We start from the raw sequence: 24,879 nt of genomic DNA, 5'->3' as shown, positions 1-24,879 counted from the left end.
TTCGCCGACATCGAGCGCTTCTACAATCCGAAGCGACGCCATTCCAAGCCGGGCTGCCTAAGCCCCATGGCGTTCGAGGACCGAGCTATGCGAACCTAACCTGGTGTCCACGAAACCGGCAGGAGGCCACCATAGCCGTTCGGATAAAGGGCCGAAGACGTTCCACCTGCTCGTCGGTCAAGCAAGAAAAGGTCACCCGTCACCACTCCCGCCAGTTCGGGAGCTTGAATCACGCGGGGTTGGTGGCCTCAAATCTGCTATTGTCCTGACCTTGGCCGCAACTGCGAGGTATTATGGAAACTTTTTGCATGAACTGACGAAGTCTTGTTGGCGGGACCAGGCGCCATCCCTGACACTCCAACGCCCGCCCGACGTCCCAAAGCGCATCGGGCGGGCGTTGACCATGCTCCGGCTCAGAGCGCCTCGAGCAGGGCTTCGCCGGCAGAGATGCCGCATTCGCCGGGGCTTTCCTCGAGATTCAGAACGCTCACCACCCCGTCATCGGCGATCAGGGCATAGCGGCGCGAGCGCGACACCAGCCCCACCGGCAGCGCCGAAAAGTCGAGGCCCACCGCCTTGGTGAAGTCGCCATGCGGATCCGACAGCATGGTGATGCCCGCGGCGGTGGCGCCGGTGGCCTCGCCCCAGGCCTTCATCACGAAGGGGTCGTTGACGGCAAGGCAGATCACCTCGTCCACGCCCTTGGCCGTGAGCTGGTCCATCACCCGCACGAAGCTGGGCACATGGGCCGAGTGGCAGGTGGGGGTAAAGGCGCCGGGGACGGCGAAGATCACCACCTTGCGGCCCGCAAGCGTCTCGGAGAGTTTCACCTCCTCGGGGCCGGCCTCGCCCAGTCGGACAAAGGTGGCCTCGGGCAGGCGGTCGCCGGTGGAAATCGTCATTTCTGTCCCTCCTGATGGATTGCAAACGGTTTCGGCCGTCAGATAGTGTCTGCCCCGGATCGTGCCAGAGCGGAAGTGCAATGTCCCGTATCGTCATCATCGGCGCCGGTCAGGCGGGGGCGGCGCTGGCCGCAAAGCTGCGCGTGCTCGGCCATGAGGGGCCGATCACCATGATCGGCGAGGAACCCGCCCCCCCCTACCAGCGCCCACCGCTGTCCAAGAAATACCTGCTGGGCGAGATCGGCGTCGAGCGGCTCTATCTGCGTCCGGCAGAGTTCTATGCCGAGCACGGGGTCGAGCTGCGGCTTGGCCTGCGAGCGGCGCGGATCGACCGGGCGGCGCGCGTGGTGCATGCGGGCGGCGCGGCCATCGGCTATGACATGCTGGCGCTGACCACGGGCGCGGTGCCGCGGCGTCTGCCCGCGGCGATGGGGGGCGATCTGGGCGGCGTGCATCTGGTGCGCACGCTGGCCGATGTGGACGGCATGGCGCCCGCCTTCCGCGAGGGCGCCCGGGTACTGATCGTGGGGGGCGGCTATATCGGGCTCGAGGCGGCGGCGGTCGCCGCGGCGCGGGGCCTGAAGGTGACGCTGGTCGAGGCGGCAGCGCGGATATTGCAGCGCGTGGCCTGTGCCGAGACCTCTGGCTTTTTCCGCGCGCTGCATCGCGCCCATGGCGTCGATCTGCGCGAGGGCACGGGGCTGGTGCGGCTGACCGGCGCGGGTCATGTCGACGGGGCGGACCTGACCGATGGCACGGCGCTGGCGGTGGATTTCGTGATCGCGGGCATCGGGGTCACACCCGCGACCGATCTGGCCGAGGCCGCGGGGCTGGCGATCGCGGACGGGATCGCGGTGGATGCGCTGGGGCGGACCTCGGACCCGGCGATCTGGGCCGCGGGTGATTGCGCAAGCTTTCCCTGGCGCGGCGGGCGGCTGCGGCTGGAAAGCGTGCAGAACGCCATCGACCAGGCCGAGGCGGTCGCCGCGAACATGCTGGGCGCCGAGGCCGCCTATGATCCGAAACCGTGGTTCTGGTCGGACCAGTATGACGTCAAGTTGCAGATCGCCGGGCTGAATACCGGCCATGACCGGGTCGTGGTGCGGCCGGGCGAGAAGACCGGCACCAGCCACTGGTATTACCGCGGCGCCGACTTGCTGGCGGTGGACGCGATGAACGAACCGCGCGCCTACATGACCGCCAAGCGGCTGATCGAGGCCGGGCGCTCGCCCGACCCGGCGCTCGTGGCCGATCCGGCGGTCGATCTCAAGACCCTGATGGCGGCGTGAGGATCATCGCGGGGCGATACCGCGGGCTCAGGCTTGCCTCGGTCGGCAAGGGCGATCCGGCGGCGCATCTGCGCCCCACCGCCGACCGGGTGCGCGAAAGCCTGTTCAACATCCTGACCCATGGCAGCCATGGCGACCCGGTGACGGGCGCGCGGGTGCTGGACCTGTTCGCGGGCACCGGCGCCCTGGGGCTCGAGGCGCTGTCGCGCGGCGCGGTGCAGGTGAGCTTTGTCGAGAACGGGGCAAGGGGGGCCGCGCTGATCCGCGAGAACGTGGCGAAATGCCGGGCCGAGGCCGGGACCGCCCTGATCCGGTGCGATGCGACGCGGCTCGAGGCCTGTGCGGGGGCGCCCTTCGATCTGGTCTTTCTCGACCCGCCCTATGGCAAGGGGCTGGGCGAACGCGCGCTGGTCTCGGCACTGGCAGGCGGCTGGATCGCGCCCGGCGCGCTGATCGTCTGGGAGGAAGCGGCGGCGGTATCGCCGCCCGCGGGGCTCGCAAAGCTGGATGCCCGCCGCTATGGCGAGACGGTAATAACGATCCTTCGTCGAAACTGATCGGGTCGGCGTGCCGCGCTCCGTCAAACGCGTAATCCTTTTGAAAGGGTAACGTCCTAGGACTGGGACGAAGTGTCAGTGGCCCGAATGTGTGGCCGACAAGGAAAGGGCGCTGCATGGATCAGACGGCCGGTCGCGAAGCAATAGCGGATCTGGGCGAGGTCGAGTTCGGGATCGACGAGATATTCTACTCGCGCACCGACGACCGGGGCGTGATCCGGGCGGGAAACTCTGTATTCCAGCGCATCTCCGGCCATGACTGGCCCGCCCTGATCGGCGCCCCGCACAAGATCATCCGTCACCCCGATATGCCGCGCGCAGTGTTCTGGCTGTTGTGGCAGACGATCCAGGGTGGTTCACCGGTCGCGGCCTATGTCAAGAACCGGTCCCGCGACGGGCGGCATTACTGGGTCTTTGCTGTGGTCCTGCCGGTCGAAGGCGGGTTTCTGTCGGTCCGGATCAAGCCTTCGGACCCGCTCTTCGCGGCGGTCCGGGCCGAATACGAAACATTGCGTGCCCGTGAGCGGTACGAGAAGCTGAGTCCCGAGGCCAGCGCGACGATACTGTTGTCACGGCTGAAGGAGCTGGGATTCGCAAATTATGGCGATTTCATGGCGCAGTCGCTCGGCCGGGAACTGGCGATGCGCGATGCGGCATCAGGGGAGGAGCGGTGCGACCGACTGGACGATCTGGAGGCGATCAGAGAAGGCCTGATCGCCGCCGCGCAGGAACAGCACGAGTTGATCCGGACCTTCGGCGCACTGAAATCGGTTCCCACGAATATCCGTATCCTTGCGAACCGTCTGGAACCCGTGGGCGGACCGATCACCGCAATTTCCGAGAACTACAAGACTGCCTCGACCGAAATCGTCGCCCGGCTCGGCGCATTTGCGGGACAAGACGACAACCTGTGCGACAGGATGGCCCGCGTTGTGTCCGAAGCGGTGTTCCTGATCGGCTGCACCGAGGTGCAGTCCGAACTGGTCCGCCAGTTCCGCGCCGAGGCGGGGTCGCCTGGGCACGGCGATCCGTTGGCCGAGATGGCGACGCTGACCGCACTGGAGGCACAGTGCAAGGAGCGCGCCCGCGCCGGGCTGGTCGAGGCAATGCGCGTCGCGCGCTCCCTCTCGCAGGCCAGCTTGGATCTGCGTCGAATGGTGCTGGGGCTGGATTCGATCCGCGTAATGGGCCGTGTGGAATGCGGCCGACTGAGTGCCGGTGGCGAAAGCCTTGCAGGCATGATCGAACAGCTCGAAACCTACCATAACACGCTCAAGGACCGGCTGGAGGCGATCGTTCGGCTCTCGGACCGCATCCATGGCGGGGCAGAGCGCTACGGCACCAAGGCTGCCTGAGCACGACACCCAGGATTGCGCGCAAAGCCGATGCGGGCGGGGTCAGACGCACCCCCGCCGCGTGCCCCCCTGGCAGCGGCGCGGGTGCCCCCCTATCTGAACGTCATGAGCGCAGGACTCTCGCCCGCCCCCGACACCCGAACCGGTCGCTTCATCGGCACGGACAGAGACATCGCGGGCGGGATGGGCGCCGATCCACAAGGCGAGACCGATGCCGCGCTGATCGCCGCCGCCCGCGCCTATTTCTCCCAGCGCCGCGCGCGGGTGCCGGGTTTCGTGCGGGAACGGTTCGGCCTGCGCGGCACGCTGGCGCTGCACCGTCACGCGCTGGGCTGGGACATCCTCAGAGCCCCGGCCAACATGCTGCTATCGCCGGTGCTGGTGCTGTCGCGGCTGGGCGCCGGGGCGGCCGGGCGGTTGGGTGCGCGGCGCGCCTCGGGCTGGCTGGCATCGCGCCGGGTGCTGCTGCCGACCGCCGTGTCGCGCGCGGCCGAACGGGCGATCGTCGTCGAACTGCTCGAACTGCCCTGGGACGGGCCGGGCGGGACCAGTTCGGCGGACGCACTGGCCCGCGCGATCCTGGCCGAGCCATCTCTGGCCCGGCTGGTCGCGGCCCGGCGCGAGGCTGGCGCGCAGAGTGCCCGGGCGCTGTCGGAATATGGCGGCACGCGCAGCGCGGTGGCCGAGGTGACGACCGCGCTGGGCGCGCTAGGGGCGGGGGCTTTCGCATTCCACTCGCTGACGCCGGGCATGCTGTCGCTGGCGCCGGGGCTGGCCGCGGTGCTCGCGCAGCAGGCCGCGATTGCCGCCTTTCCGCTGGGCGGGCTGATGGGGTCGGCCTGGTACGGGCTGTTCCCGGCCGCGGCCTCGCCCCTGCTGATGGCGGGCGTGGCGCTCGGGCTGGTGGCCTCGGGCGCACTGGCCGCGGCCTTTGCAGGCGTGATCGCCGACCCGGTCCAGGCGGCGCTGGGGCTGCATGAGCGCCGCCTGAACCGGCTGATCGACGCGATGGAGGATGCCTTTGCGGGCAACGGCGAGCGTGGCTTTGCCGCGCGCGAACATTACCTCGCCCGGCTGCTCGATCTCTCCGATTCGGGGCTGGCCGCGCTGCGGGCCATGTCGGGCTGAGGCGCCGCGCCTTGTCTTCTTCTTGGCGAAAATACCCGAACCGCAACGGCGGATGCGGGCGCGCGCTCAGACCGCCTGGAACATCGGGAAGGTCACGCCCAGCGCCCAGGCCAGGAACAGGCCCAGCCCGATGCCCGCCCCCGCAGGCCGCGCCGTGGCCCGGCCGATCCAGCCCCCCATCATCCCGAACAGCAGGAAGAACAGCAGCACCACCGGCAGGATCACCAGCAGGAAGAACAGCCGCTCGAAATCCAGCGCGGTGGCAATCCCCAGCGAGATCAGGAAGGCCCCGCGCGCGGTCAGGCTGCGCCAGAGCGGGGCGCGCCCGCCCTCGACCATCAGCGCATCCGACAGCATGTAGGGCACCGTGCCCAGCGCCATCGCCGCGATGATCGCAAGCCGGATCGGGATCGGATAGAAACTGGTGACATAGCGATCCATCGCCAGCCCGAAGACGCAGATGCCGTAAAACGCCACCAGCCCGGCCAGCATCAGGATACGCCCCGCCTCGGCCCGGCCGGGCCAGCGCAACTCGCCCCACCACCACAAAAGCGCCAGCGCCAGCGCGCCATAGGCGGCGAAATGCAGCGCAAGGTATTCGGCTACCAGCACCGGGAAAAGCTGCGTCTCGACCGGCGAAAGCGCAAGCGGCACGACAAGCGCGGGCAACAGCGCCACCACCAGGAAGCGGTTGCGCGACAGCGGTTCGGGGCGCGGCTCATTGGTCTTTTCGCGCAACCGCGCCAGCGGCCAGGCCAGCGCGACGATGCCGGTCAGCAGCAGCGCGATCCAGCCGCCCATCCGCGCCACCGGCCCGTCGCTCTGCCGCCCGAAGGTGGCATCCAGCCAGGCGCGGGTCTCCTCGATCATCGCGGGCGACCAGATCACGCCGACATGCTCGACATTGGGCGCCAGCACCGCGCGGCGGGCCGTGCCAAGCGCCGGATCGCCCACGGTGTCACCGAATTCGGCGTCGGGATCGGCCAGCGCCAGCGCCGCGCGCGCATCAGGGATCAGCCGCCCCTCCCACGCGCCCTGGATCATCAGCAGGTTGCGCGGCGCGCTCGGCGTGATCGAATCGTTGGACATCGACACCCCGACCGTGGCGGCCAGCCGGTCATCGACCACCGCCTGACGGATCGCGATATAGCTGCCCATGGAATGACCCAAGATCGCCACCCGCCCATCGGCCCAGGACTGGGCAAGGGCGGCGTCGATCACCCGCCCGGTCTCGGCCATCAGCAGCAGCGCGGTGCCCTCGGGGCTGTCCAGATCGCCCGACATCGGCACCGGGTTGCGGCCATGCCCTTCATAGTCGAAGGCGACCACGGCATAGCCCGCGCGGGCCAGCGTCAGCGAACTTGCCTGCATCAGCGGCCGGGATCCGGCAAACCCGTGCGAGACGATCACCACCGGCGCCGGGCCGCTGTCGGGCAGCCGGTAGACCGTGGCGGGCGTGCTGCCGGTGCCGGGCACGGGCTCGATCAGGATGCCCGCGCGTTCGGATTCCAGTTGCCAGACCGAAAGGACGATGGCCAGGACGGACAGGATCGCCACGGCCCAGCGGGCGGGCGTCAGCCGCCAGGCAAGACGGTGATGCGGCGCGTCGGCTTGGATCATGGCGGGCTGTCTCCTGCGGCCGGTCCTGTGGGGCGAGGATCTAGGGCGGGATCGGCGCGGAACAGGGGGCGGCCTTCAGCGATAGGTGGGGTGAAAGAGACCGGCGGGCGAGAGGGTGAAGATCTCGACCCCCGTGGCGGTAACCCCCACGGAATGCTCGAACTGCGCCGACAGCGTCCTGTCGCGGGTGACCGCGGTCCAGTCATCGGCCAGCACGGCGGTTTCCGGGCGGCCCAGATTGACCATCGGTTCTATGGTGAAGAACATCCCCTCTTCCAGCCTGGGGCCCATGCCGGGCTGGCCGTAATGCAGCACATTGGGCGGGGCATGGAACACCCGGCCCAGCCCATGGCCGCAGAAATCGCGCACCACGCTCATCCGGTGCCCCTCGACAAAGGTCTGGATGGCGTGGCCGATATCGCCGAAGGTCGCGCCGGGGCGGACCGCCTCGATCCCCTTCATCAGCGCGTCATGGGTGACCTCGATCAGCCGCTCGGCCTTGCGGCCCAGCCTGCCCGCGACATACATCCGCGAGGTGTCGCCATACCAGCCATCCACGATCACGGTCACATCGACATTCAGGATGTCGCCATCCATCAGCACATCGTCGGCGCGGCGCTTTTCCAGGTCCTTCGAGATCGTCTCGGTGCCGCTTTTCGGGATCGGGGCGCCGGGGATGCCATGGCAGACGACATGATTGACCGAAATGCAGCTTGCGTGCCGATACCCCTTGTAGCCGATCGTGGCCGAGGTCGCGCCCTTCTTCTCGACCAGTTCGGTAATCACGCGGTCGATCTCGCCCGTGCGCCGACCGGGCTGGATCAGCGGCACGATCTCGTCCAGAATCTCCGCCGCCACCCGGCCAGCCGCGCGCATCCCGGCGAAATCCTCGGGGTGATACAGGCGGATATTGTCCCGGGTGCGGCGGTCGCGCGATCTGTCGTCCAATGGCTACTCCTCGGCTTCTCGCGCGGCAAGATAAGCCGCAGCGACGCCAAAGGCCAGAGCGTGCAATCGCGGCGGACCGGCGCGCCCGGCGCGAGGGGGCTTTGAAACCGCAAGGCAGGCTCCTATACCGGTGTCGAAGGCCGGACAAGGAGGGCGGGCATGGGCAATCCCACGGCGGCGATGCTGGTGATCGGCGACGAGATCCTCTCGGGGCGGACCCGCGATGCCAACATGCATTTCCTGGCGGGCGAACTGGTCAAGCACGGCATCAGGCTGGCCGAGGTGCGGATCGTGCCCGATATCGAACCCCGCATCGTCGAGGCGCTGAACGCGCTGCGGGCGGGCCATGACACGGTCTTCACCTCGGGCGGCATCGGGCCGACGCATGACGACATCACCGCGGACGCGGTGGCCAAGGCGTTCGGCGTCGGCATCGACGTGCGCGAGGATGCCCGCGCCCTGATGCAGGATTATTGCGACCGGATGGGGCGCGATCTGAACGAGGCGCGGCTCAGGATGGCGCGGATCCCCGATGGCGCCAGCCTGATCGAGAACCCGATTTCCGCCGCACCCGGCTTTCGCATCGGCAATGTCTGCGTGATGGCGGGCGTGCCCTCGATCTTTCAGGCGATGGTGGCGGGCGTGCTGCCGACGCTGACCGGGGGCGATGCGCTGCTGTCGCAAAGCCTGACGCTGCAACGCGCCGAGGGCGACATCGCGGGCGCGCTGCGCGGGCTGGCCGAGGCGTTTCCGGGGCTCTCGATCGGGTCCTACCCCTTCGTGCGGGACGGGGTCTATGGCACGAATGTCGTGATCCGAGGCACCGACGGGGCCCGGATCGACGCCGCCATGGGGCAGTTGTCGGCGCTCTTCCCCGAGGCGGTCGCGTGACGCCCGCCCGGCTGTTCGCGGCACAGGAGGCCACTTGGCCGCCCGCCGCCGTGACCCAGGTCGGCCCCTTCCGCATCCGCGAGGGACAAGGCGGCGGCAACCGGGTCTCGGCGGCCAGCGCCGAAAGGCCGGTCAACGAGGCCGATCTGGCCGAGGCCGAGGCCGCGATGGCGGCGCTGGGCCAGGTGCCGCTGGTCATGGTGCGGCCGGGCGAGGACGCGCTGGACGCGCTGCTGGCGGCGCATGGCTACACGGTGGTCGATCCGGTGGTGATGCTCGCCGCGCCGGTGGCCACGCTTGCCGCCGAGCCGCCCGCGCCGGTGACCGCCTTCACCGTCTGGGAGCCGCTGGCGATCATGGACGAGCTGTGGGCGGAGCTGGGCATCGGCGCCGCGCGGCGCGCGGTCATGGCGCGGGTCACGGGGCCGAAAACCGCCCTGCTGGGCCGCCAGAACGACCGCGCCGCCGGGGCGGGCTTTGCCGCGATCCATGACGGGCTGTGCTTCGTGCATGCGATGGCCGTGGCGCCGGGGCATCGGCGGCAGGGAACGGCCCGCAACATGATGCGGGCGGCAGCACTTTGGGCACAGGATCAGGGGGCGGAACAGATCGTCGTTCTGGTGACCCAGGCGAATGCGGCGGCGCGCGCGCTCTATGCTTCCTTGGGGATGCGGGATGTGGGACAGTATCACTACCGAATGAAACCGACGCCAATGCCCCAGCCGTGACCCAGAACCGCGACCTTCCCACCGCCCTCGACCTGCCGCCGGTCGATCCGCTGCCGCCCGAGACGCGGAAATATTTCGACATCTGCGCCGAAAGGCTGGGCCTCGTGCCCAATGTGCTGCGCGCCTATGCCTTCGACATCGCCAAGCTGAACGCCTTCACCGCGATGTATAACGACCTGATGCTGGGACCCAGCGGGCTGAGCAAGCTGGAACGCGAGATGATCGCGGTGGTGGTCTCGTCGATCAACCGCTGCTGGTATTGCCAGGTCGCCCATGGCGCGGCGGTGCGCGAGCTGTCGGGCGATCCGGCGCTGGGCGAGGCGATGGTGATGAACTACCGCGCCGCGAAGCTGGACGCCCGTCAACGCGCGATGCTGGATTTCGCCGCGAAACTGACCGAGGACAGCCACAGGATCGAGGACTCCGACCGCCAGGCCCTGCGCGATCTGGGCTTCAGTGACCGGGACATCTGGGACATCGCGGCGGTCGCGGGCTTCTTCAACATGTCGAACCGGATCGCCTCGGCCAGCGGGATGGAGCCGAACCCGGCCTATCACGGCGCCCATAGATGAGATTTCAGGGTCTGGCGGTGGTTCTGGCGGCGCTGCTCGCCCCGGGCGCGGTTGTGGCGCTGACCCCGCCCGAGGGCGCGACCGTGACCGCGGAAGAGCAGGTGGCCCTCGGCACGGTCGCGGTCCCGGTGGGCGGCTACGATGGCACCCATGTGCCCGCGATCGCGGCCGAGGGCGCGATCACCCGCCGGGCCTGGCATGAATCGCTGGACGGGCGGACCACGCTGCAGATCCTCGCGCCCCTGCGCGACCGGCTCCTGGCCGAAGGGTTCCTGCCGATCCTCGACTGCGCGGCCGATAGCTGCGGCGGGTTCGATTTCCGCTTTGCCACCGACACGCTGCCGGCGCCCGTGATGCATGTGGACCTGGGCGATTTCCGCTTTCTCTCGGCCCGGCGGCTGACCCGCGCGGGGCCGGAATACGCGACGTTGATGGTCAGCCGGTCGAGCACGCGGGGCTTCGTGCAGGTGACGCGGATACGCCCGGCCGCCGCGCCCGAGACCGCCCCCCGGGCCGCGGCGCCGCAGGCCGGGGACGATCTGGCCGCGCGGCTGGATCGCGACGGCCGGGCGGTCCTGCCCGATCTGGATTTCGACACCGGCGCGGCAACGCTCAACGGGGGCGACATCGCCTCGCTTCAGGCGCTGGCGCAGTATCTGGCCGACAATCCGGGGCTGACGCTGATGCTGGTCGGCCATACCGACGCGGTGGGCGCGCTGGAGGGCAATATCGCGCTCTCGCGCCGCCGGGCCGAGGCGGTCCGCGCCCATCTGGTCGAGCGGCTGGGCGTGCCCGCCGCCCGCGTCACCGCGGCCGGGGCGGGCTTTCTGGCCCCCGTGGCCAGCAACCGCAGCGAAGAGGGCCGGATACAGAACCGCCGGGTCGAGGCGATCGTCACCGCGCTGGAATAGCGCGGCGGCGCCCGGTCAGATGACCGCATCCTCGCCCGAAAAGCGTTCGACAAGAAAGTCGATGAAGGCGCGCACCTTGGGCTGGGTAAAGCGCCCCGGCGGATAGACCGCGTAAATCCCCAGCTTCTCCACCGGCAGGCCCGGGATCGCCTCTTCGACAAGACCCTTTTCCAGCGCGTCCCTGAACAGGAAGCTCGGCAGATAGGCGATGCCAAGGCCCGAGATCGCCGCGTTCAGCAGCGACTGCCCGTCATTCACCGTCAGCCAGCCCGCGGTGCGCACCTGCCGCTTTTCGCCCGAGGGCGCGGTGATCTTCCAGACATTGCCGCTGGCCTGGTTGGAATAGTGCAACAGCTTGTGCTCGTTCAGATCGTCGATCTTCTGCGGGCGGCCGAATTTCTGGAAATAGCCGGGCGACCCGATCATCCGCCTGGCGGTCTCGGCCAGCTTGCGGGCGCGCAGCGTGCTGTCCTCCAGTTCGCCCACCCGGATCGCCATGTCGAACCCTTCCGAGATCAGTTCGACATAGCGGTTGTTCAGCACCATGTTCACGGTGATGTCGGGATATTGCAGCAGGAAATCGCCCAGCAGCGGCGACAGGTGATTGACCCCGAAATCGGTCGCGACCGAAATCCGCAACAGCCCCGACGGCGCCGATTGCATCGAGGTGACCAGCGCATCGGCCTCGCCCGCATCGTTCAGCACCCGTCGCGCCCGGTCGTAATAGGCCAGCCCGATTTCGGTCGGGCTGACGCGGCGGGTGGTGCGGTTCAGCAGACGCGCACCCAGCCGCGCCTCGAGCGAGGAAACATGCTTGGACACGGCGGATTTGGAGATCCCCATCTTCTTGGCGGCATCGGTGAAGCCGCCCTGGTCCACCACCGTGGCAAAGGCCTCCATCTCGGTCAGTCGGTCCATCGGAACATCCTTGATCACTCCCCCGTGCTGACCGTTACAATCCAACGCAATTCGGGCAGGAATTGGGAAGCCGCTCGACAATACTGGGATGATGGGGCCATCGTCACGCCCCGGGAAACCCGGACGGGCACGCAAGGCGTTGATCTCAAAGGCTGGCGGCAAGCCTTGCGCCCTGGTCGATGGCGCGCTTGGCATCCAGCTCGACCGCGACATCCGCGCCGCCGATGACGTGATGGGCCAGGCCCGCGGCGCTCAGCGCGACAGACAGGCGGCGCTCGGGCTCCTGCCCGGCGCACAGCACGACGGTATCCGCCGCGATCAGGCGGGGGCTGTCCCCCTCGGCGATCTCGATCCCCTCCCGGGTGATCCGGCTATAGGCGACGCCGCCCAGCATGCGCACGCCCTTCATCCGCAGCGCAGCGCGGTGGATCCAGCCTGTGGTCTTGCCCAGCCCCTTGCCGGGCGCACCGGGCTTGCGCTGCATCAGCGTCACCTGGCGCAGCGGCGGTGCGGGGCGCGGTCCATCGGGGGCCAGCCCGCCGCGATGCTCCACCGGGTCGGCCACGCCCCATTCGGCGCGCCATTCCTCGGGATGCAGGGTGGGGCTGTCGCCGGTCACAAGGAACTCGACCACATCGAACCCGATGCCCCCCGCCCCCACGATGGCGACACGCGGACCGACCGGGGCGGCCCCGGCCAGCACATCCGCATAGCCCAGCACATGGGGCAGATCCTGACCCGGGATGGCGGGGTCGCGCGGGGTGACGCCAGTGGCAAGGATGGTCTCGTCGAACCCGGCCAGCAGGGCGGCGTCGGGCGCGGTCGACAGGCGCAGATCGACGCGGTGCAGCTCCAGCATCCGGCGATACCAGGCCAGAAGCCCCCGGAATTCCTCCTTGCCGGGGATGCGGGCTGCAAGGGTCAACTGCCCGCCGATCCGGTCGGATTTCTCGTAAAGCGTGACATGATGCCCCCGCTCGGCCGCCACCAGCGCCGCCGACAGCCCGGCAGGTCCGGCCCCCACCACGGCAATGCGCTTCGGACGGTCGCTCGGCGCATAGCGCAGTTCTGTCTCGAAACAGGCGCGCGGATTGACAAGGCAGGTCGAGACCTTGCCCGAAAAGGTGTGATCCAGACAGGCCTGGTTGCAGGCGATGCAGGGCGCGATCTGGTCGGCGCGGCCCGTCGCGGCCTTGGCGACGAACTCGGCATCCGCCAGCCAGGGCCGCGCCATCGAGACCATGTCGGCCACGCCCTCGGCAAGCAGCGCCTCGGCGGTTTCGGGCGTGTTGATTCGGTTCGACGTGATGACCGGGATCCCCACCCTGCCCATCAGCTTCCGCGTGACCCAGGCGAATCCCGCGCGCGGCACCGATGTCGCGATGGTCGGCACGCGCGCCTCGTGCCAGCCGATGCCGGTGTTCAGGATCGTGGCGCCCGCCATTTCGATGCGCTGCGCCAGGTCCACCACCTCGTCGAAACTGGACCCATCGGGGACAAGGTCGATCATCGACAGCCGATAGATCAGGATGAAATCGGCGCCGACCGCCGCGCGCACCCGGGCCACCACCTCCAGCGGCAGGCGCATCCGGTTCTCGTAGGACCCGCCCCAGCGGTCGCTGCGCCGGTTGGTGTGGGTGACAAGGAACTGGTTCAGGAAATACCCCTCCGACCCCATCACCTCGACCCCGTCATAGCCCGCCTCGCGCGCGCGGGCGGCCGCAATGGCGATGTCGGCAATCTGTTTCTCGATCCCCGCCTCGTCCAGTTCGCGGGGCGCAAAGGGCGAGATCGGCGACTTGATCGGGCTGGGGGCGACGCAATCGGGACCATAGGCATAGCGGCCCGCATGCAGGATCTGCATCGCGATCCGCCCGCCCGCGTCATGCACCCTGTCCGTCACCCGGCGATGGTTGGCGATATCCTCGGCCGTATACAGCCCCGCCGCGCCGGGAAAGACGCCGCCCTCGGGATTGGGGGCCATGCCGCCGGTCACGATCAGCCCGGCCCCGCCGCGGGCGCGCAGCGCGTAGAACTCGGCCACCCTGTCCCAGTCGCCCCGTTCCTCAAGCCCGGTATGCATCGAACCCATCAGCACACGGTTCCTGAGCGTCACGAAACCCAGATCGAGCGGGGCCAGAAGATGCGTGTAATCGGTCATGCGGTCCTCCCCGCGCGAGAGTGGCGCGCCGACGGGCGGCTGTCACGGGGAAACGCGGCGTCAAGCGGGGAGGCGATCTGGCTTGGGCGCAACGGGCGCGGGGCGAGGTTCGGACGGGCACGCGCGACGCGCATCGGCGCGATCCGGCCCTGCGGTCATTGTCCCTCGGGACGACCTTTTCCATGCGACCAGCGCATGAGGCAATTGCGGCCAGAGCACAGCCGGGGCGGATTCATCGGGGGAATGGCCGGGACGGGAAAAGTCGGAAACCCTTGGCAAGCGTGCCGGTCAGTCACCGGGGTCGAACTCGGCGCTGGCCGCACGGATCCGGGTCGCGAGGTCGAAAAGCAGCGCCAGTGCAGCCGCTTCGCCAAGCGGTGCGGCAGCGAAACCCACGACCGAGGCGGTCACGATCCGCCCGTTCACATCGAAAATCGCGCGCCAGTAATCGTTGCGCAGCCCTTCGGCCAGCCCCGTGCTATGGTCGCGGGCACGCAGCACGAATAACCCGTCGCGTTCTTCCATCCGCTCGACGGTGACACTGTCCGCACGCCCGTCGCGGGCCAGCGCGGCGCGGCCCTCTTCGGACGAGAAGAAGCGCCGCAAGAAATGATTGCGGTCGCCGGGGCGGCCACCCGGACCGGGATTGACGGCGACCGAGGCGGTCAGCAGCGCGTCGACCTCAGGCGCAGGCGCATCGGGCCGGTCGGCCAGCGCGGCGCAACTGACCAGAAGGACAAACGCCCCATCGTCGCCGTCGCGTGTGGCGGCGGGATCGATGCAGAAGCCGCGCGGACCGGTGACGGCGATGGTGCCGTCGGCCACGGTTATCACCTGCGGTGCGGCGCGGCTGGGCATCAGCCCCCCAGCCCCGCCGACACATCCCGCAAGCGTCAGCGCCGCGAGACCGACCAGAAGCGGCCGGTCCCGGCGGCCGGGATCAGAGATCCATATAGGCATGCTTCTCGTGGGCACCGCCCGGATGGGTCACGGCGCCCTTGCGCGTCGGGCCGACCTGCTGGGCGAATTTCCACAGCGCGCCCGAGCCATAGATCGTCTCGCGCGGGCCTGTCCACGCGGCCTTGCGGTCGGCCAGTTCCTCATCCGACAGCGCCACCGACAATTCGCCCCTGATGGCGTCGATGGTGATCATGTCGCCATCCTTCAGCAACGCGATCGGCCCGCCATGCGCTGCCTCGGGGCCGACATGGCCGACGCAGAAGCCCCGCGTCGCGCCCGAGAACCGCCCATCGGTGATCAGCGCGACCTTCTTGCCCATGCCCTGCCCCGACAGCGCCGCGGTGGTGGCCAGCATCTCGCGCATGCCGGGGCCACCTGCGGGGCCCTCGTTGCGGATGACCAGAACCTCGCCTTCCCGGTAGCTGCGCGCCTTGACCGCCTCGAAGGCGTCTTCCTCGCATTCGAAGACCCGGGCCGGTCCGGTAAAGACCTGCTGCTCGGCCTCCATCCCCGCCACCTTGACGATGGCCCCGTCGGGGGCAAGGTTGCCCTTCAGACCGACGACCCCGCCCGTCGGCGTGATCGGGGCGGACACGGGATAGATCACGCGGCCATCGGCCTCGCGCGTGACCATGTCGATCTCCTCGCCGATGGTGCGGCCGGTGACGGTCATGCAGTCTTCGTGGATCAGACCCGCCTTGCGCAGTTCCTTCATCACCACCGGCACGCCGCCCGCCTCGTAGAGATCCTTGGCAACATATTTTCCGCCCGGTTTCAGATCGACGAAATAGGGCGTGTCGCGGAAGATGTCGCAGACATCGAACAGGTCGAACTCGATCCCCGCCTCATGCGCGATGGCGGGCAGGTGCAGCCCGGCATTGGTCGACCCGCCGGTGCAGGCTACCACACGCGCGGCGTTTTCCAGACTCTTGCGGGTGACAATATCGCGGGCGCGAATGTTCTTCTCGATCAGCGCCATGACCGCGCGGCCCGACGCCTCGGCATACTGGTCGCGGGATTCATAGGGCGCGGGCGCCCCCGAGGAATTGGGCAGCGCCAGACCGATTGCCTCGGACACGCAGGCCATGGTGTTCGCGGTGAACTGGCCGCCGCAGGCGCCCGCCGAGGGACAGGCGACCTTTTCCAGCGCGATCAGCGCCTCTTCGGACAGGTTGCCCGCCTGGTTCTGGCCGACCGCCTCGAACACGTCCTGCACGGTGACATCGCGCCCCTCGTGTCGGCCGGGCAGGATCGAACCGCCATAGATGAACACCGATGGCACGTTCAGCCGCACCATCGCCATCATCATCCCCGGCAAGCTCTTGTCGCAGCCCGCCAGCCCCACCAGCGCGTCATAGCAATGCCCGCGCATCGTCAGTTCCACGCTGTCCGCGATCGCCTCGCGCGAGGCCAGCGACGAGCGCATTCCCTCATGGCCCATCGCGATGCCGTCGGTCACGGTGATCGTGGTGAACTCGCGCGGGGTGCCATGCGCCTCCTTGACGCCCATCTTGACCGCCTGGGCCTGCCGGTTCAGCGCGATGTTGCAGGGCGCGGCCTCGTTCCAGCAGGTCGCGACGCCGACGAAGGGCTGGTGGATCTCTGCCTCGGAGATGCCCATCGCGTAGTAATAGGACCGGTGCGGCGCGCGCGACGGGCCTTCGGTGACGTGGCGGCTGGGCAGGCGGGACTTGTCGATGGGGGGCATGGGCATGGCTTCCTTCGGGTCGTGTCGCCCTTGGGAATAGACCCCGCGGAAGAGGGAGACAAGCGATTGATGGGCGGGCGGGGGCGGTCTAGTCTCGACCGGCAATGGACCGGGGCACCATGGATTACCGACCCCATCACGCCTTGACCCGCGCGGCCCGCGCCCGGCCCGAGCTTTGGCGTCTGGTCGCGGGCGGTCTGACGGTCGTTGCGATCCATATCGGGCTGATCTACGCGGCCTACGGGCTGGTGGCGGCGCTGCGCGGCGCGGCCTTCGCGGATTCGGCCTTCACGGGCGTGTTCGGCACCACGCTGACGGCGGCGAATGCGCTGTGGCTGCTGGCCTCCTTCGTCTTCCTCGGGATCGGCACGCTGGTTGCGGCCAGCACCTTCCACGGCCGCGGGCTGATATCGCTGACCGGCCCGCCAGGGCGTGCCGCCGCGGGTTTCCTCCGCGTGCTGGGCGCGCTGGTGCTGCTTTACGCGGTTTTGTGGGTTGTGTTGCCCATGGGCGACGACCTGCAACCGAACCTCGATCCGGGGCGCTGGCTGATCCTGCTGCCGCTGGCGGTGGGTCTGGTGCTGGTGCAGGTGGGCGCCGAGGAATTGCTGTTCCGCGGCTATCTGCAACAACAGCTTGCCGCGCGTTTCCGCAGCCCGCTGATCTGGATCGGCCTGCCCGCGGCGCTCTTCGCGCTGGGTCATTACCAACCCGGGGTGGCGGGCGGCAATGCGCTGGCCCTGGCGGCCTGGGCGGGGCTGTTCGCGGTGGCGGCCGCGGATCTGACCGCGCGCAGCGGCACGCTGGGCCCGGCCATCGCGCTGCATTTCGCCAACAACGCGGTCGCGATCCTGATCGTGGCGCTCCCCGGGCCGGTCTCGGGGCTGGCGCTTTACACCTATCCCTTCGCCCCCGACGACCCGGCGCTCGGGCCGATGTTCCTGGTCGAACTGGGGATTCTGGGCCTGTCCTGGCTGGCCGCGCGGGTGGCCCTGCGCGTCTGAGTTGAAGCCCCGGCGCCCGCGCGCTAGCTTGCCCGCAACATGCCGCCCCAACCCCGAGAGCCCATGCGATCCCCCCTTTTCGAGGCCTATGTCGAGCCCGCGCGGCTATACCCCGAACTCTGGCGGGTCTTCGTCGCGCTCGGCGTGATCGCGCTGATCTATGCGGGCTGTTTCGCGCTGTTGCTGGTGGGCGCCTACCCGGTGCTGGGGCCGCTCAACTATTTCGGCTGGATGCAGGGGATCATGGCACCCGCCACGCCCGGGCAGACCCTGTTCGTGCTGGCCAGCTTCATCGGCATGGGGCTGGGCGTGCTGATCGCCACGCCCGCGCTGCATTACCGCGAACCGGGAACCCTGTTCGGCCCGATGCGCGACTGGATGCGCGGCTTCTTCCTGTCGCTGGCGGTGCTGGTGCCGGTCTATGCGGCGCTGTGCGCGATCGGGCGGCTGGTCGTGTCGCCCGACGCGGGCCTGCCGCCGGACCAGTGGCTGCGCCTGCTGCCCTTCGCGCTGGTGCTGGTGCTGATCCAGACCGGGTCCGAGGAATTGCTGTTCCGCGGCTATCTGCAGCAGCAGCTTGCCGCGCGCTTTGCCGTCCGCGTGGTCTGGATGGGCCTGCCTGCGCTGATCTTCACGGCGCTGCATTTCAACCCGATGGCGGGGGCCAATGCCTGGGTCATCATGGTCGCGATCCTCGCCTTCGCGCTGGCCGCCGCCGACCTGACCGAACGCTCGGGCAGCCTGGGCATCGCGATGGGCTGGCATTTCGTGAACAATTGCAGCGCGTTGCTGATCGTGTCGGTCAAGGGCACGATCACCGGGCTCGCGCTTTACGTCACCCCTTTCGAGATGTCGGACCGGGTGATGGTGCCGCTGGCGCTGGGGCTCGACATCCTGGTGATCTTCGCGATCTGGCGGCTGTTGCGCGCGCTGATCTGACAGGTCGGGCCACGATTGCATTTCCCGCCCCAGCGGCTTATCTGAGCGGCCAGACCGTTCCGAGGGTGGCCCGCGCATGAACTGGATCAACAACTACGTCCGGCCCAAGATCAACTCGCTGTTCTCGCGCCGCGAGATCCCCGAGAACCTGTGGACGAAATGCGACGCCTGCGGAACGATGCTGTTCCACCGCGAACTCAGCGACAACCTGAATGTCTGCACCGCCTGCGGCCATCACATGGGGATCACGCCGCGCGACCGGTTCCTGACGCTGTTCGACGGCGGCATCTTCACCGAGGTCGCGGTGCCGGTGCCGGTGGCCGACCCGCTGGGCTTCCGCGACCAGAAGAAATACCCCGACCGCATGAAGGCCGCCCAGAAGGGCACCGGCGAGAAAGAGGCGATGCTGGTCGCCGAGGGCGAGATCGGGCGCACCCCGGTCATCTGCGCCGCGCAGGATTTCAGCTTCATGGGCGGCTCCATGGGCATGTATGTCGGCAACGCGATCATCGCCGCCGCCCAGCGCGCGGTGGAACTGCGTCGCCCGCTGATCCTGTTCTCGGCCGCCGGCGGCGCACGCATGCAGGAGGGCATCCTCAGCCTGATGCAGATGCCGCGCTCGACCGTCGCGATCCAGATGCTGAAAGAGGCCGGGCTGCCCTATATCGTGGTCCTCACCCACCCGACCACGGGCGGCGTGACCGCCTCCTACGCGATGCTGGGCGATATCCAGATCGCCGAGCCGAACGCGCTGATCTGCTTTGCCGGGCCGCGCGTGATCGAACAGACGATCCGCGAGAAGCTGCCCGAGGGGTTCCAGCGCGCCGAATACCTGCTGGAACACGGCATGCTCGACCGGGTGACGCCGCGCGGCAAGCTGCGCGAGGAACTGGTGACCATCACGCGGATGCTGATGGGCCTGCCGCCCGCGGTGATTGCCGACCTGCCGCCCCCCGCCAGCTTCAGCCACGGCCCGACCGACGCGGCGCAGGACGACACCGAGAACACCGATCCGCCCCGGCGCAACGCACCGCCCGACACCGAACCCCCCGAGGCGGGCGCCAAGGGGTGAGCGGGGGCACAAGCGACGCCCTCCTCGCCCGGATGATGGCGTTGCATCCCAAGATCATCGACCTGACGCTGGACCGGGTATGGCGCCTGCTGGCCGCGCTTGACCATCCCGAACGGCGGCTTGCCCCGGTGGTCCATGTCGCGGGCACCAACGGCAAGGGCTCGACGCTTGCGATGATCCGCGCGGGGCTGACCGGCGCGGGGCAGCGGGTTCAGGCCTATACCTCGCCCCATCTCGCCCGCTTCCACGAACGCATCCGGCTGGCCGACGGCCTGATCGCCGAGGACGCGCTGACCGCCGTGCTGGACGAATGCGAGCGCGCCAATGGCGGGCAGCCCATCACCTATTTCGAGATCACGACCTGCGCGGCCTTCCTCGCCTTTTCCCGCGACCCGGCCGATGTCTGCCTGCTCGAGGTCGGCCTTGGCGGGCGGCTCGACGCGACCAACGTGATCGAGCGTCCGGCGCTGACGGTGATCGCGCCGGTCGATCTGGACCACCAGCAATATCTGGGCGAAACCCTGCCCGAGATCGCCGCCGAAAAGGCCGGGATCCTGAAACGCGGCGTGCCCTGCGTGGTCGGCCCCCAGCAGGAGTCCGCGCTGGCGGTGATCGAGGCGCAGGCCGCCCGCCTTGGCGCCCCGCTCCTCGCCCATGGCCAGCACTGGCATGTCTGGGAGGAACGCGGGCGGCTGGTCTATCAGGACGAGCGCGGGCTTCTGGACCTGCCCCCGCCCCGCCTGATCGGCGCCCATCAGGTGCAGAACGCGGGCATGGCGATCGCGGCCCTGCGCGCGCTGGGCATGGACGAGACCGCCTGCGAGGCGGCGCTGACGCAGGCCGACTGGCCCGCCCGGCTGCAACGTCTGCGCCACGGCCCGCTGGTCGATGCGGCGGGCCGCGCCGAACTCTGGCTCGATGGCGGGCACAACCCCGCCGCCGGCGCGGCGCTGGCCGAGGCGCTGACCCGCCTGCCCCTGCGCCCGCTGCACCTGATCTGCGGGATGCTGAACACAAAGGACGTCGCGGGCTTCATGCGGCCGCTCGCAGCCGTGGCCGACAGCCTGACCGCCGTCTCGATCCCCGGCGAGGCCGCGACCCTGCCCGCCGAAACCACCGCCGCCGCGGCCAAAGCCGCGGGCCTGCCCGCCACGACCGCCTTGGATGTGGCCGAGGCCGTGGCGCGCATCGCCGCGGCGCAGCCGAACGCGCGGATCCTGATCTGCGGCTCGCTCTACCTTGCCGGGCGGGTGCTGACCGACAATTCCTAGCCTCCGGCCACCCCCCATTCGGCCGCCTGCATCTCCCTCAACCGGCTCGCCGTACGCTCGAACTCGAAGGATCCCGCCCCTTCGAGATACAGCATCTCGGGCTGCGCCGCCGCCGACGCGATCAGCCGCACCCGGCCTTCGTAAAGCGCATCCACCAGCGTCACGAAGCGGCGCGCCTCGTTGTAGTTCTCCGACGACAGCCGCGGGATGTCCTCCAGGATCAGCACCCGCACCGCCTCGGCCAGCGCAAGGTAGTCGGCCGGTCCCAGCGGGCGGGCGCACAGATCCCAGAAACTCGCCCGTGCGACCCCGTTGTGAAACAGCGGCAAGGCCAGGTCGCGGCCCTGCACCCGCAGCGTCAGCGGCCCCCCCGCCCCCTCGGTCAGATCCCGCCAGATCGCCGACAGCGCCTGCCGCGCCAGACGGTCGGCGGGGGTGAAATAGACATCCGCCCCGGTCAGCCGGTTCTGCCGGTAATCGGTGGGCGAGGCGAGGTGCATCACCTCCAGCCGCTCCTCGATCATCCGGATGAAGGGGAGGAACCGCTCGCGCTGCAACCCGTCCTTGTACAGATCCCCCGGCACCCGGTTCGAGGTCGTGACCACGCACACGCCCTCGGCAAAGATCAGCTCGAACAGCCGCCCCACGATCATCGCATCCGCGATGTCGGTGATCTGCATCTCGTCGAGGCACAGAAGCCGCAACCCCTTGAACTCGGCCGCCACGACCGGGCGCAGCGCGTCCTCGGCCCCGGCCTTGCGCGCGGCATGCAACCCCTTGTGGATCTGCTGCATGAAGGCATGGAAATGCACCCGCCGCTTGCCCTCGATGGCGACACCGGCATGGAACAGGTCCATCAGCATCGACTTGCCGCGCCCGACGCCGCCCCACAGGTAAAGTCCGCGCACCGGCGCGGGCGGCGGGGGCTTGCGGAACAGCCCGCCACGCGGCGCGGGCGGCGGGTTTTCCAGCGCGGCGCGGATCCGGTCCAGCGGGGACAGCGCCGCGATCTGCGCCGGATCGGCATGCAATTCGCCCGCACCGACCCTTGTCTCGTAGTGATGTCGCAAGCTCTGTCCCATGGCGCGGTTCTAGGCCGGGCACGCGGCAGCGGAAAGGGGCCGCGCGGCACAGCGCGGCAGAATGCTGCGGGCCGGAGCGGCACAGCGGGGTGCCGACAGGTGATCGCCCGCGCGGCAGCGCCCCGGCTTGCCCCGCGCCGACACCCTTGCCATGATGGCGCAGATCGGTGGAGGCAGGGTATGAGTGCAGCGGAAGACGCCTATCGCGCGGCGGAGCAGGCGATTGCGGTGGCGAAGAAGAAGGGGGCGACGCGGCTCTCCTTTGATTGCGAGAAATTCCGCGCGCTAGAGGAATTGCCCCCTGAAATCGTCGGCCTCTCGGGGTTGTAGGTACTTTGGCTCGACAACACAGCAATCAATGACGAAGGCCTCGGCGCTATCGAAGGTTTGAAGGGGTTGGAAACTCTCTCACTCTTCAGGACCGCAATTACCGACGCAGGTCTGAGACACCTGACAGGCCTGACCCAACTGCAATCACTCACCCTCTCCAAGACCGCAATCACCGACGCGGGCGTTCGTTTCCTTTCGCGCCTTGTCGGGTTACAGGGCATCTTTCTTTCGAACACGGCAATTACAGACTTGGGCCTCCGGTGAACTGGCCCCCTTTTTGACCGGACACTTGGGCATGACCATGGAGGCTTAGGCATATGCCTGAGCACGTGCTTATGTCTGAGATAGAGATCATCACCGATGGTGGCCGTCGACGCCGCTGGAGTGCCGCCGAGAAGCTGCGGATCGTCGAGGAGACCCTGCCGAATGCTGGATCAGGTAGTTCCGCCCCGCCCCATGGGTCTTGGCATGGGCCACCAGCTTCCGCACCGCGTCGAGTTGGTGATACCTGGGGAAGACCATCGTTTCCTTGCGGACAGTCTTCGGCCCCCGGTCGGTGGCGATCTTCTTTTCCTTCACCTCCAGGTGCATGAAGCGTTGCAGGATGTCCAAAAGGCTATCCCGCGCCAGCACTTCGTCCCACAGGTAGGCGGTCTTCCAGTTGCCTTCGACAGGCGGGTTGCCCGCCCCCCGGTTGTGCCCCTTGTTGAACGGCAGAAAGAACGTCTCGCCCCCTTTCAGGCGCGTGGTCATCCACACCTCGTCAGGGTCCACGGCGAAATGAACCAAGGCGCGTTCCTTGAACTTGAACATCAGGTCGCGTTCGTCGCGGTCGCGCTCATACTGCGTCTTGGCATCCGCCGCCCGCTGGCCGGTGAGTTGGTTCTTCAACTCGGCGGTGACAACCGGCAGGCCGTTCACGGCAAGCGTCACGTCGAGGATGCAGCGCTTGGCCTTGCCGCCGGGGGCTTTCTTGACCGAGGTGAAGGCCACTTGCCGCGTGATCGTCAGCCGGTTCTTGGCGTATAGCGCGGTCGTCTCGGGGTTCATGCCCGTGTTCGGCTGGAAATAGGCCAGCCGCAGCGTCTTGCCGTAGCAGCGGAACCCGTGGCGAAGCACGTGGAGCGTGCCCTTGGTGGCCAGTTCCTTTGTCAAGTCAGACAGCATCTGATCCGCCGTCTGCCCCTTCAACAGGGCCTCTAGCTGATCCCATTTCTGTGCTTGAGTGTCGCGGATGAAGCCCAGGACATCGGCAGGGAACAGGCACAGGTCTTCGTTGAAATCTGCAGGCGAGCGCTGAGCATATCCCCCCCGCGCGGTCAGCCCGTGTTCAATCGCAATCTCGAAGGCCGTTTCGCTGTGCCCTGCCATAGCCCCGACCTCAAAGGTTCTTCACGTCGATGACGTAACCTTGTTCGGCCATTTCCTTTGCCAAAAGGGGGCCAGCCTCTTTCTGCAAGTTATCCTTGAATGGGATGTAAATCAGCCCCTGAATGTCTGATGGCCGTTCCATAGCGACTTGTGATCCAAGCAAGATTGCCACCTTTGGGCGGCCAAGCTTGACCAAGAGCATCCCAAGCTCCATGACCACGTTCTGTCGGGCACGGAAAGCTTTCTGATCTTCATGCGCTTTCGGATACCCGATGTCGTCGGGCGTCGCCAACACAACACCAAAGCCCACGTCTTCGGTGTAGTCCTCAAGCTTTTCGATGATCGTCAGGCCCTTGGAGGGCAGTTGATCCAAGATGATCGGCTCCAGCCCCCAGCGCCGCAACATGGCATCAAGTTGGTTTCGTGCCGGTTCATCGTGGCCATAGACCACAAAAATCTTTCTGTTCGGTGCCGGTTCGGGTGCAGCCACGGGAGCGGCAACTGCAACAGCGGCCCCCTGTTCGGCAGCATCAAGCAAGGCTTCTAGCTCTTCCTTTCCCGGCGATTGCCCCTGCACGTTGACGGTGTGGGTCGTTTCCCAATACCCAAGCACGCCCCCGCGCTGCGATTTGAACTGGTGCCCGCCGTTGTTGTCTGCCCACCCGCCCTTGATCCCTGCATCAGCGATCAGAGCTTTCAGTGCATCCAGCCCCTCATAGAATTTCCGTTTGGCCATCTTTACACCTCCTTAAATACATTCGCGCTGGCTACGCTGTGGATACCTTTAGCGCCTGTTGCTCCTGCCCATCATGGGTCAACAGCGCCTTGATCTTGCCCGTCACGGCAGCGGTCACGAGGGCGGCGCGATATTCTGTAAGCTTCTCGATTGAAGCTTCCACACGAAGAATGGCGTTTTCGACCCGCGCCTTTTTGTCGATGACGTAAGCCACAATTGCGGTTTGTTCATCAAGGACCGCGAAGCCGCTTGGCGATCTCCCAGATATCGTCGGTGAGCTTCTTATGTTGCTGAACGTTCAAGCGAAACCGCCTCCATGCGACAGATTTTTTGCCTAGGCTCCAGACCCATTGATTTCAGGTCTTTGGCGTGATTCAGGCTCCGCGAGGAGACCTGATCTATGAGCAATCTTTACTGGCTGACCGA

23 protein-coding genes and 1 pseudogene are annotated in these 24,879 nt (G+C 68.0%); 13 read left to right on the top strand and 11 right to left on the bottom strand.

Annotation, left to right across the window (positions count from 1 at the left end; all coding sequences use genetic code 11):
• Positions 1 to 413 precede the first annotated feature (413 nt).
• Positions 414 to 902 carry a peroxiredoxin gene (locus tag EV216_RS17130; RefSeq protein ID WP_132696942.1) on the bottom strand — a complete coding sequence of 163 codons (489 nt, stop codon included), beginning with the start codon at positions 900 to 902 and terminating at the stop codon, positions 414 to 416.
• A gap of 80 nt (positions 903 to 982) precedes the next feature.
• On the opposite strand from EV216_RS17130, the gene EV216_RS17125 reads away from it, so the two are divergent.
• The 4 genes from EV216_RS17125 (at position 983) to EV216_RS17110 (ending at position 5,231) form a co-directional block, all read left to right on the top strand.
• Complete coding sequence (locus tag EV216_RS17125; protein WP_132696940.1) at positions 983 to 2,191, top strand: NAD(P)/FAD-dependent oxidoreductase; 1,209 nt, start codon at positions 983 to 985, stop codon at positions 2,189 to 2,191.
• Entirely contained in the window at positions 2,188 to 2,748 is a 561-nt protein-coding gene (gene rsmD, locus EV216_RS17120) for a 16S rRNA (guanine(966)-N(2))-methyltransferase RsmD (protein WP_132696938.1), read from the top strand. The genes EV216_RS17125 and rsmD overlap by 4 nt, the downstream gene beginning before the upstream one ends.
• 116 nt (positions 2,749 to 2,864) lie before the next feature.
• Positions 2,865 to 4,103, top strand: a complete 1,239-nt coding sequence (locus EV216_RS17115; RefSeq protein ID WP_132696936.1) for a PAS domain-containing protein — start codon at positions 2,865 to 2,867, stop codon at positions 4,101 to 4,103.
• A 105-nt stretch (positions 4,104 to 4,208) separates the two neighbouring features.
• Positions 4,209 to 5,231 carry a DUF6635 family protein gene (locus EV216_RS17110; protein ID WP_243642123.1) on the top strand — a complete coding sequence of 341 codons (1,023 nt, stop codon included), beginning with the start codon at positions 4,209 to 4,211 and terminating at the stop codon, positions 5,229 to 5,231.
• Positions 5,232 to 5,297: 66 nt separating this feature from the next.
• Here EV216_RS17110 and EV216_RS17105 read toward each other — a convergent pair whose 3' ends face one another.
• Together EV216_RS17105 and map are read right to left on the bottom strand one after the other, a co-directional pair.
• Positions 5,298 to 6,851 carry an alpha/beta hydrolase family protein gene (locus EV216_RS17105; RefSeq protein ID WP_132696934.1) on the bottom strand — a complete coding sequence of 518 codons (1,554 nt, stop codon included), beginning with the start codon at positions 6,849 to 6,851 and terminating at the stop codon, positions 5,298 to 5,300.
• Between the two features lie 75 nt (positions 6,852 to 6,926).
• Positions 6,927 to 7,799 (bottom strand): type I methionyl aminopeptidase, encoded by an 873-nt coding sequence (map, locus tag EV216_RS17100; RefSeq protein ID WP_132696932.1) that lies wholly within the window; start codon positions 7,797 to 7,799, stop codon positions 6,927 to 6,929.
• A gap of 159 nt (positions 7,800 to 7,958) precedes the next feature.
• Here map and EV216_RS17095 point away from each other — a divergent pair, with 159 nt between their 5' ends.
• From EV216_RS17095 to EV216_RS17080, 4 genes are read left to right on the top strand one after another with little or no spacing between them, the layout of a single operon-like run.
• Entirely contained in the window at positions 7,959 to 8,690 is a 732-nt protein-coding gene (locus tag EV216_RS17095; RefSeq protein ID WP_132696930.1) for a competence/damage-inducible protein A, read from the top strand.
• A complete protein-coding gene (locus tag EV216_RS17090; RefSeq protein WP_132696928.1) occupies positions 8,687 to 9,418 on the top strand; it encodes a GNAT family N-acetyltransferase in 732 nt (243 codons plus the stop codon). The genes EV216_RS17095 and EV216_RS17090 overlap by 4 nt, the downstream gene beginning before the upstream one ends.
• Positions 9,415 to 9,990, top strand: coding sequence for a peroxidase-related enzyme (locus EV216_RS17085; protein WP_132696926.1), 576 nt, complete (start codon positions 9,415 to 9,417; stop codon positions 9,988 to 9,990). The genes EV216_RS17090 and EV216_RS17085 overlap by 4 nt, the downstream gene beginning before the upstream one ends.
• The gene (locus tag EV216_RS17080) at positions 9,987 to 10,901 is read left to right on the top strand and encodes an OmpA family protein (protein WP_132696924.1); all 915 of its coding nucleotides are present in this window, start codon (positions 9,987 to 9,989) and stop codon (positions 10,899 to 10,901) included. The genes EV216_RS17085 and EV216_RS17080 overlap by 4 nt, the downstream gene beginning before the upstream one ends.
• A gap of 15 nt (positions 10,902 to 10,916) precedes the next feature.
• Here EV216_RS17080 and EV216_RS17075 read toward each other — a convergent pair whose 3' ends face one another.
• From EV216_RS17075 to ilvD, 4 genes are all read right to left on the bottom strand, one after another.
• Positions 10,917 to 11,819: a LysR family transcriptional regulator gene (locus EV216_RS17075; protein WP_132696922.1), complete on the bottom strand. Its 903-nt coding sequence runs from the start codon at positions 11,817 to 11,819 to the stop codon at positions 10,917 to 10,919.
• 145 nt (positions 11,820 to 11,964) lie between these two features.
• Positions 11,965 to 13,980: an NADPH-dependent 2,4-dienoyl-CoA reductase gene (locus EV216_RS17070; RefSeq protein WP_132696920.1), complete on the bottom strand. Its 2,016-nt coding sequence runs from the start codon at positions 13,978 to 13,980 to the stop codon at positions 11,965 to 11,967.
• Between the two features lie 288 nt (positions 13,981 to 14,268).
• The gene (locus EV216_RS17065) at positions 14,269 to 14,838 is read right to left on the bottom strand and encodes a hypothetical protein (protein ID WP_132696918.1); all 570 of its coding nucleotides are present in this window, start codon (positions 14,836 to 14,838) and stop codon (positions 14,269 to 14,271) included.
• 82 nt (positions 14,839 to 14,920) lie between these two features.
• Entirely contained in the window at positions 14,921 to 16,654 is a 1,734-nt protein-coding gene (gene ilvD / locus EV216_RS17060) for a dihydroxy-acid dehydratase (protein WP_424511192.1), read from the bottom strand.
• A gap of 113 nt (positions 16,655 to 16,767) precedes the next feature.
• Here ilvD and EV216_RS17055 point away from each other — a divergent pair, with 113 nt between their 5' ends.
• The 4 genes from EV216_RS17055 (at position 16,768) to EV216_RS17040 (ending at position 20,934) form a co-directional block, all read left to right on the top strand.
• Complete coding sequence (locus EV216_RS17055) at positions 16,768 to 17,652, top strand: CPBP family intramembrane glutamic endopeptidase (RefSeq protein WP_132696914.1); 885 nt, start codon at positions 16,768 to 16,770, stop codon at positions 17,650 to 17,652.
• A gap of 63 nt (positions 17,653 to 17,715) precedes the next feature.
• Positions 17,716 to 18,591, top strand: a complete 876-nt coding sequence (locus EV216_RS17050) for a CPBP family intramembrane glutamic endopeptidase (RefSeq protein ID WP_165899316.1) — start codon at positions 17,716 to 17,718, stop codon at positions 18,589 to 18,591.
• A gap of 76 nt (positions 18,592 to 18,667) precedes the next feature.
• Entirely contained in the window at positions 18,668 to 19,663 is a 996-nt protein-coding gene (gene accD, locus EV216_RS17045; protein WP_132696910.1) for an acetyl-CoA carboxylase, carboxyltransferase subunit beta, read from the top strand.
• 35 nt (positions 19,664 to 19,698) lie between these two features.
• Entirely contained in the window at positions 19,699 to 20,934 is a 1,236-nt protein-coding gene (locus EV216_RS17040) for a bifunctional folylpolyglutamate synthase/dihydrofolate synthase (RefSeq protein WP_424511191.1), read from the top strand.
• Here EV216_RS17040 and zapE read toward each other — a convergent pair.
• A complete protein-coding gene (zapE, locus tag EV216_RS17035; protein ID WP_132696906.1) occupies positions 20,931 to 22,016 on the bottom strand; it encodes a cell division protein ZapE in 1,086 nt (361 codons plus the stop codon). The two genes, EV216_RS17040 and zapE, sit on opposite strands and share 4 nt — an antisense overlap.
• Before the next feature lie 180 nt (positions 22,017 to 22,196).
• Between zapE and EV216_RS18395 the strand changes: the two genes are divergently transcribed.
• Entirely contained in the window at positions 22,197 to 22,346 is a 150-nt protein-coding gene (locus EV216_RS18395; protein WP_165899315.1) for a hypothetical protein, read from the top strand.
• A gap of 741 nt (positions 22,347 to 23,087) precedes the next feature.
• Here the strand turns inward: EV216_RS18395 and EV216_RS18725 are convergent.
• The 3 genes and pseudogenes from EV216_RS18725 to EV216_RS17015 form a co-directional block, all read right to left on the bottom strand.
• Positions 23,088 to 23,396: pseudogene (locus EV216_RS18725) on the bottom strand (type I restriction endonuclease); the annotation flags it as partial.
• 331 nt (positions 23,397 to 23,727) lie between these two features.
• Positions 23,728 to 24,453, bottom strand: a complete 726-nt coding sequence (locus EV216_RS17020) for a TIR domain-containing protein (RefSeq protein WP_132696902.1) — start codon at positions 24,451 to 24,453, stop codon at positions 23,728 to 23,730.
• A 31-nt stretch (positions 24,454 to 24,484) separates the two neighbouring features.
• Complete coding sequence (locus EV216_RS17015) at positions 24,485 to 24,667, bottom strand: hypothetical protein (RefSeq protein WP_132696900.1); 183 nt, start codon at positions 24,665 to 24,667, stop codon at positions 24,485 to 24,487.
• Positions 24,668 to 24,879 lie beyond the last annotated feature (212 nt).

Origin of the sequence: Rhodovulum steppense (genome assembly GCF_004339675.1) — a bacterium.
Lineage (GTDB): Bacteria > Pseudomonadota > Alphaproteobacteria > Rhodobacterales > Rhodobacteraceae > Rhodovulum > Rhodovulum steppense.
This window is presented reverse-complemented; position numbering and strand designations above follow the sequence as displayed.

Excerpts from the sequence above, each read along its gene's own strand:
- EV216_RS17095 (WP_132696930.1), top strand. The coding sequence starts at position 7,959 with ATGGGCAATCCCACGGCGGCGATGCTGGTGATCGGCGACGAGATCCTC.
- EV216_RS17055 (WP_132696914.1), top strand. The coding sequence starts at position 16,768 with ATGGATTACCGACCCCATCACGCCTTGACCCGCGCGGCCCGCGCCCGG.
- EV216_RS17110 (WP_243642123.1), top strand. The coding sequence starts at position 4,209 with ATGAGCGCAGGACTCTCGCCCGCCCCCGACACCCGAACCGGTCGCTTC.
- ilvD (WP_424511192.1), bottom strand. The coding sequence starts at position 16,654 with ATGCCCATGCCCCCCATCGACAAGTCCCGCCTGCCCAGCCGCCACGTC.
- EV216_RS17115 (WP_132696936.1), top strand. The coding sequence starts at position 2,865 with ATGGATCAGACGGCCGGTCGCGAAGCAATAGCGGATCTGGGCGAGGTC.
- accD (WP_132696910.1), top strand. The coding sequence starts at position 18,668 with ATGAACTGGATCAACAACTACGTCCGGCCCAAGATCAACTCGCTGTTC.
- EV216_RS17040 (WP_424511191.1), top strand. The coding sequence starts at position 19,699 with ATGGCGTTGCATCCCAAGATCATCGACCTGACGCTGGACCGGGTATGG.
- EV216_RS17020 (WP_132696902.1), bottom strand. The coding sequence starts at position 24,453 with ATGGCCAAACGGAAATTCTATGAGGGGCTGGATGCACTGAAAGCTCTG.
- EV216_RS17070 (WP_132696920.1), bottom strand. The coding sequence starts at position 13,980 with ATGACCGATTACACGCATCTTCTGGCCCCGCTCGATCTGGGTTTCGTG.
- EV216_RS17065 (WP_132696918.1), bottom strand. The coding sequence starts at position 14,838 with ATGCCCAGCCGCGCCGCACCGCAGGTGATAACCGTGGCCGACGGCACC.
- EV216_RS17130 (WP_132696942.1), bottom strand. The coding sequence starts at position 902 with ATGACGATTTCCACCGGCGACCGCCTGCCCGAGGCCACCTTTGTCCGA.
- EV216_RS17080 (WP_132696924.1), top strand. The coding sequence starts at position 9,987 with ATGAGATTTCAGGGTCTGGCGGTGGTTCTGGCGGCGCTGCTCGCCCCG.
- EV216_RS17075 (WP_132696922.1), bottom strand. The coding sequence starts at position 11,819 with ATGGACCGACTGACCGAGATGGAGGCCTTTGCCACGGTGGTGGACCAG.
- EV216_RS17050 (WP_165899316.1), top strand. The coding sequence starts at position 17,716 with ATGCGATCCCCCCTTTTCGAGGCCTATGTCGAGCCCGCGCGGCTATAC.
- EV216_RS18395 (WP_165899315.1), top strand. The coding sequence starts at position 22,197 with ATGAGTGCAGCGGAAGACGCCTATCGCGCGGCGGAGCAGGCGATTGCG.
- zapE (WP_132696906.1), bottom strand. The coding sequence starts at position 22,016 with ATGGGACAGAGCTTGCGACATCACTACGAGACAAGGGTCGGTGCGGGC.
- EV216_RS17105 (WP_132696934.1), bottom strand. The coding sequence starts at position 6,851 with ATGATCCAAGCCGACGCGCCGCATCACCGTCTTGCCTGGCGGCTGACG.
- EV216_RS17125 (WP_132696940.1), top strand. The coding sequence starts at position 983 with ATGTCCCGTATCGTCATCATCGGCGCCGGTCAGGCGGGGGCGGCGCTG.